This is a genomic window from Psychrilyobacter sp. (assembly GCF_037132775.1).
Taxonomy (GTDB): Bacteria; Fusobacteriota; Fusobacteriia; order Fusobacteriales; family Fusobacteriaceae; genus Psychrilyobacter.
In genome coordinates, this window is the sequence record NZ_JBAHZY010000094.1 from 1 (window position 1) to 6582 (window position 6582).

The 6582-nt window shown below is 31.8% G+C and carries 7 protein-coding genes; all 7 read left to right on the forward strand.

Features of this window, described 5'->3' with window-relative positions; translation table 11 throughout:
- Positions 1-322: 322 nt before the first annotated feature.
- Positions 323-1261, forward strand: a complete 939-nt coding sequence (locus V5784_RS06235) for an IS3 family transposase (RefSeq protein ID WP_336888179.1) — start codon at positions 323-325, stop codon at positions 1259-1261.
- 301 nt (positions 1262-1562) lie between these two features.
- Positions 1563-2306, forward strand: a complete 744-nt coding sequence (locus V5784_RS06240; RefSeq protein WP_336888173.1) for a hypothetical protein — start codon at positions 1563-1565, stop codon at positions 2304-2306.
- 164 nt (positions 2307-2470) lie between these two features.
- Positions 2471-3292: a M23 family metallopeptidase gene (locus V5784_RS06245; protein WP_336888174.1), complete on the forward strand. Its 822-nt coding sequence runs from the start codon at positions 2471-2473 to the stop codon at positions 3290-3292.
- 137 nt (positions 3293-3429) lie between these two features.
- On the forward strand, positions 3430-4236 hold the full coding sequence (gene yqeB, locus V5784_RS06250) for a selenium-dependent molybdenum cofactor biosynthesis protein YqeB (protein WP_336888175.1): 807 nt from the start codon (positions 3430-3432) through the stop codon (positions 4234-4236).
- A gap of 19 nt (positions 4237-4255) precedes the next feature.
- A complete protein-coding gene (locus tag V5784_RS06255) occupies positions 4256-5065 on the forward strand; it encodes an XdhC/CoxI family protein (RefSeq protein ID WP_336888176.1) in 810 nt (269 codons plus the stop codon).
- 10 nt (positions 5066-5075) lie between these two features.
- The gene (locus tag V5784_RS06260) at positions 5076-6092 is read left to right on the forward strand and encodes a molybdopterin-binding protein (protein WP_336888177.1); all 1017 of its coding nucleotides are present in this window, start codon (positions 5076-5078) and stop codon (positions 6090-6092) included.
- Between the two features lie 71 nt (positions 6093-6163).
- Positions 6164-6511 carry a RidA family protein gene (locus V5784_RS06265; protein WP_336888178.1) on the forward strand — a complete coding sequence of 116 codons (348 nt, stop codon included), beginning with the start codon at positions 6164-6166 and terminating at the stop codon, positions 6509-6511.
- Positions 6512-6582: the final 71 nt, after the last annotated feature.

The window sequence follows — 6582 nt, forward strand, 5'->3', positions numbered from 1 at the left end:
TTCATATATGCTAAAATGTTTATATCCTTTTTTCATAAATTAACTCCTTTAATGTTTGTTGTCGTAACTACATTATATCGGTTTTTATGAAAAAAGGTCTTTTTTTATTTCAAGTGGTCGACTTGAAATGATTATACACCGGAGTTAAAAGAGTCGAACAATCAGCTCATAGATGGAAAAAAATATATGAAGTAGATGGACTTTTAGGGTTACAAGATACTAGAAAAAATTATTCTGGAAGACATAAAAATCATGACTTAACAGATCTTGAAAGATTTGAAAAATTAGAAGCTAAAATTAAGTTTTTAGAGATACAAAATGAATTTCTAAAAAAGTTAAAAAAGATGAGAAGGGGGTGGTAACTAAAGGTAAAGTATTTCAAATGATTGAAAGTACTATTCACAACCATGCTCTTCAGGGAATGGTTCAGTTTTTATGTAAAGAATCTGATGTTTCTAGAAGTGGATACTACAATTTTTTATCTTCTAAACAAATTATGAAACAAAAGGAATTAAATGATTTAGCTTCTAGAAATTTAATTCTAAAAGCTTTTAACAGAAGAGGTTACAAGAAAGGTGCACGCTCAATTAAAATGATCTTAGAGCGAGAATTTGAAACTATCTTTAACTTAAAGAAAATAGGTAGAATCATGCGAAAACACAATATTGTTTGCCCTCATAGAAAGCCTAACAAATATAAACAAATCGCTAAAGCTACTAAGGAACACCGAACTTGTCCAAATGTTTTAAATAGAGAGTTTAAACAAGAGATACCTAGAAAAGTTCTATTAACTGATATTAGCTATCTACCTTATGGAAATGGTAAAAGAGCATATTTATCAGCAATTAAAGATGGTTCAACTAATGAGATTTTAGCGTATGAAATCTCTGCTAATTTAAAACTTAAATTAGCAACAACTACAATAGAAAAATTAACAAGAAAGAAATTCAAATTAGCTAAAAATTGCTTTATTCATTCAGATCAAGGAGTTCATTACACCAGTCCTAGATTTCAAAATTTACTTAAATCAAAGGGAATATCTCAATCTATGTCTAGAAGAGTAAATTGTTGGGATAATGCTCCCATAGAATCATTTTTTGGTCATATGAAAGATAATGTAACTTTAAAAGATTGGAAGACTTTAGAAGAAGTTAAGAAGGGAATAGATAAATTTATCCATTATTACAATAATCATAGGTATCAATGGAATTTAAAAAAGATGACTCCTGTAGAATACAGAAATCATCTTTTGGTATCATAAAATTAAATACTCTTTTTTTTTAGTGTCCTTGACATAGGTTACAGTTTAAAATTTCTACCATTTTTTTTATAATCATAATATAATTACACAGTTTCGATATTTTGAAGTTTGAGGATCTTTATCACAAACGTTATAAAAAGTGGAGCTTTATCTTAACTCAAAATAGAGAACATTAAATTTTTAAAAAAATTGACTTTTTAAAAATTTAAAGTTAAAATTAGCTGCGAGTAAAGCTTATATTGAGACGTTAGATCTAGCCTATAGCTCAAGTTATAAAAAAAATTGAACAAAGGTGGTAAAAATGAAAAAAGTAAGTTGGAAAATTTATATGGGTTTATTACTGATAATTTTGTCAGTTTCTTTTTATCTTCTCGAATATTTTTTATTTAGAGATCTACATCATATTTTGGTATTTTTAATAGAAGATATCGCTTTTTTATTTATTGAAGTTTTATTGGTTACATTGATTATTCATAAGGTTCTTGACAAGAGGGAAAAACAAGAACGTATGGAAAAATTAAATATGGTTATAGGAACTTTTTATAGTGAGATAGGTACTGAACTTTTGAGTATTATTGCAAATATGGATATGGAGATAATAAGATCACAGTCTAAATTTAATATAACAAATCATTCTTCAGGGGAAGAATTTCAAAATATGTGTACAGTTTTGAAGAAACATAAAAGTCAATTCAATTATAAAGAGATTGATTGGAAAAAATTAAAATTACTTTTGGAATCTAAAAAAGATTTTTTATTAAGACTCCTTGAAAATAATAATTTACTAGAGCATCAAAGTTTTACAGATCTTTTGTGGGCTGTATTCCACCTTGCTGAAGAGCTAAAGTATAGAGATACTCTCGTAGGTCTTCCTGAAGAAGATTATAAACATCTGACAGGAGACATGAATAGAGTTTATGGAGAACTAAGAAATCAATGGATCAGCTATGTAGAGCACTTGAGAAAAAGTTACCCTTATTTATTTTCCCTTGCCTATAGAACCAATCCTTTTGACCTAAATTCTTCACCGATAGTAAAAAAGTAACCTTGTTAAATGTCAGTTTTAGGACTGGATTTTTCTCTGCTCCTCCATGTATTACTTTTGTTCCATTTTTTTCTCAGTTGTTTACACAAACTAATAAAATAGAGTATTATTTTAATAACTATTATTTTTTAATCTAATAGAAAATTTTAACCATAGGAGAGTTTATGAAACCGATACAAAAAATATTTTTTATAATAATAACCTCAGTTATCTTAATTTCATGTTCTAACAATAAATATTACAAAGTAAAAGAAGGAGATACACTCTATTCAATTTCTCAAAAAAGAGGTGTTCCAATCTCAGAATTAAAGGATATAAACAAATTAAAAAATAACTCATTATACTCGGGTCAAAAAATATATCTTAAGTATTCTAAAAATTATAAAGGCAGCTATCATATGGTAAGATCAGGGGATACGCTCTATGGTATTTCAAAAAAATATGACGTAAAAATTGATTCTTTAAAAAAAATAAATAATTTGAAAACTAATATCCTCTACAAAGGTGATAAAATATACCTGGGAAAGATGGTAAATAAGGGTGATTTAAATTATAAGTCAACTTCTCTGACAACGTATAAAAATAATTCTAAAGACTCTATTTTAAAAAACTTTGGGCAACCATTAAAAAAAATGGTGGTAACCAGTCCTTATGGATATAGGAATCATCCTGTTTTAGGGAGAAGAATACTACATACAGGAGTAGATCTAAAAGCTTGTATAAATACCCCTGTATACTCTCCTTACAGCGGAGTGATTACCTATGCCGGATGGATGGATGGGTATGGGAAAATGATCATCATAAACAATGGAAAAAACTATGAAACAAGATTCGCACACTTGAATAGAATCTTGGTAAAAAAAGGGCAAAGGGTAAAAAAAGGGAAGGCTATAGCTAAATCAGGAAAAACAGGCAGGGTTACTGGACCCCATCTGCACTATGAGATCAGGTATAGAAAGCAATCTATGAATCCAATGAAACTATAACTTCTTTTATGATTTTTCAAAATATAAAAAAGAAGACTCCTATTATTTCAGTAGGAGTTTATTTTTTAAAATCATTAAAAATTAAAAGCCACTAAAATAAGATTGCTAATGTGTAAAAAAAGGGAGGAATCACTGAGATGTCTGAATTAATAATAGTAAGAGGCGGAGGAGATATAGCTTCCGGTGTGATACAAAAGTTTCATAGAAGTGGATTTAGAGTCGTAGTTTTAGAGGTGGGAAATCCATCTTTTATAAGGAGAACCGTGTGTTATGGAGAGGCCGTATATAAAAAAGAAATAATCTTAGAGGGAACTAAGGCTGTACTGGTTCATGGGACAGGTGACGTAAAAAAAGTGCTGGATAAAGGAGAGGTCGCTGTAATTGTGGACCCTTGTGGTGACACAATAAAAAAATTAAAACCATTGGCTGTAATTGATGCTATCTTGGCTAAAAAAAATCTGGGAACAAATATCTATATGGCTCCTATTACTGTGGGGCTTGGTCCTGGTTTTACTGCAGGAAGAGATGTGGATATTGTTGTTGAAACAATGCGTGGCCATGATTTGGGACGATTAATTTTTTCTGGAGAAGCTAAGAAAAATACTGGTATTCCAGGAGTCATAAAGGGCTATGGACTGGAAAGAGTTATCTACAGTGAAACCGATGGAATTATTAAAAACATCAAAGATATTGGAAATTTCGTAGAAAAAGATGAAATTTTTGCCTTCATAGGAGATATCCAAATTAAATCACCCTTGACTGGAATTTTAAGGGGTCTTATAAGGGATGGATATAGAGTTACTAAAGGGTTTAAGATAGGAGATGTAGATCCACGTCAAGATCAACAGCAAAATTGTTACACAATATCAGATAAAGCCAGAAATATTGGCGGATCAGCTTTGGAAGCAGTTCTATACCTGAGGAGAAAGCAAGGACAACAGTAGGATTTAAAAGGAGGAGAAGATGGAAGGTAAAATCATGCTAGAAATAGCCAAAAAAATAGATAGTGGTGAAAAAGTAGCTTTGGTAACTCTTATCGGTGTAAATGGATCTAGCCCCGGCAGATCAGGCAGTATTATGGGAGTTTTTTCTGACAGGACAACCTTAGGTACTATAGGTGGTGGAAACTTGGAATTTCAAGTAATTAATTCCGCTATAGAAGCTATGGAAATTGGTGATAATAGGGAATTTGAATTTACATTGAAAGCAGAGGGGAGTCTAGATATGAGATGTGGAGGGGAGGTCAAAGGATATATCAAGGTCTTTCAAAGAAGGAGAAAGCTAATTATAGCTGGAGGAGGACACCTTGGAATAGACCTTTATAAATTGGGGAAATATCTCAATATGTACACTGTAATAATAGATGACAGAGAGGAGTATGTGAATGAAAAAAGGTTTCCTAAAGCTGACGAACTCCTCTGTGGAGATATAGGAGGAATATTAAAAAATTATTCATTGGATGAGGGATGCTATCTAGTTATTGTAACCCGTGGACACCTAGGTGATAAGAATGCATTAAAAGCTGTTGTAGGACGAAACATAGGCTATATAGGTATGATTGGAAGCCGAAAAAAAGTAATTGAAAGTTACAGTGATCTTATAGATGAAGGAGTAGATAAAGAGGACCTTTTAAAGGTATATTCTCCTGTGGGACTGGATATATCAAGTGGGGAACCTGCTGAAATTGCTCTAGGAATAATGGCAGAGATATTAAAAGTAAAAAATAAAGGAACAGGAAAACATATGAGGGAAGTGAAAGTTATAAAATTATAGGAGTTGAGTCATGAAAAGGATAGACACTAAAGATGCAATCGGCCATGTTATTTCCCATGATATAACAGAGATAATTCCAGGAAAATTTAAGGGAAGAGCCTTTAAGAAGGGTCATATAATTAGAGAAGAAGATATAGAAAAACTCCTAAGGTTAGGTAAGGAACATATATATATATTTGAAATTAAGGAAGATGAACTTCATGAAAATGATGCTGCATTAATTTTAGGAGAGATCGGCTGTGGAGAAAATATATATTTGAGTGAAGAGATTAAAGAGGGTAAGATAGAATTTTATGCAAAAGTTGACGGACTGCTTAAGGTAGACAAAGAAAAGCTTTTTGAACTCAATATGTTGGGGCAGATCTCCTTTGCCACATTACCTCAAAATATCCCTGTAAAAAAAGGTGATAAAATCGCTGGAGCAAGGGTGATTCCCCTCATTATAAAAAAAGAAAAGATGGAATCAGCGGCACAGATAACACCTCATAAATTGATAGATATAAAACAATTTAAAAAGATGAAAATTGGTATAGTAACCACAGGCAGCGAGATTTTTCATGGAAGAATAGTGGATGAATTTGGACCTGTAGTTGAAAAAAAAGTGGCTGAGTATAGCTGTGATGTGATCGGTCAAATTGTGGTAGCAGATGATAAAGAGATGATAAAAAATGCTATTAGAACCCATATAAATAATGGAGCAAATATGGTGATATGTACAGGTGGGATGTCTGTAGATCCAGATGACCTTACACCTAGTTCTATAATTGAGTTAGGAGGTGAATTGGTAAGTTACGGGTCACCGGTACTCCCTGGATCTATGTTTCTGCTTTCTTATTTGGATGGAATCCCTATTATGGGACTTCCCGGCTGTGTGATGTACTGTAAAAAAACTATATTTGATCTGGTCTTACCTAGGGTTCTTAGCAGAGAGAAACTCAGTATGGAAGATATCATGAGGTATGGTCATGGTGGTCTTTGTCAAGATTGCGATATATGCAGATATCCAAATTGTAGTTTTGGTAAATAGAAGATGAGGTAACAACTTTAGTCTCTAGAAAGAGACCAAAGATAAAATAAATAAAAAGGTGGAAAAATAAAATGGAAATTAAAAGATATGAAACGAAAAAAAGAATGAGTAGAGTAGTAATACACAACAATACAGTGTATTTATGTGGGCAGGTAGCCAAAGATTCTACTAAAGGAATGAAAGAACAAACAATTACAACACTTGAAAAAATAGATGAATTATTAGCTAGTGTAGGATCAAATAAAGATAAGATATTATCTGCTACAATCTATGTGAAGGATATGTCATTATTTCAAGATATGAATGAAGTTTGGGATAACTGGGTAAATGAAGGTTTTGCTCCTGCCAGAGTATGTGTAGAAGCAAAAATGGCTAGAGAAGAATTATTGGTAGAACTTTCTATCGTAGCAGCAGTATAATAAACAGTGTAAGATAGTATGGTCTAAGCTAAGCTGTCAGGCTCGGGCGTATCCCAAATTTAGTGTAAATT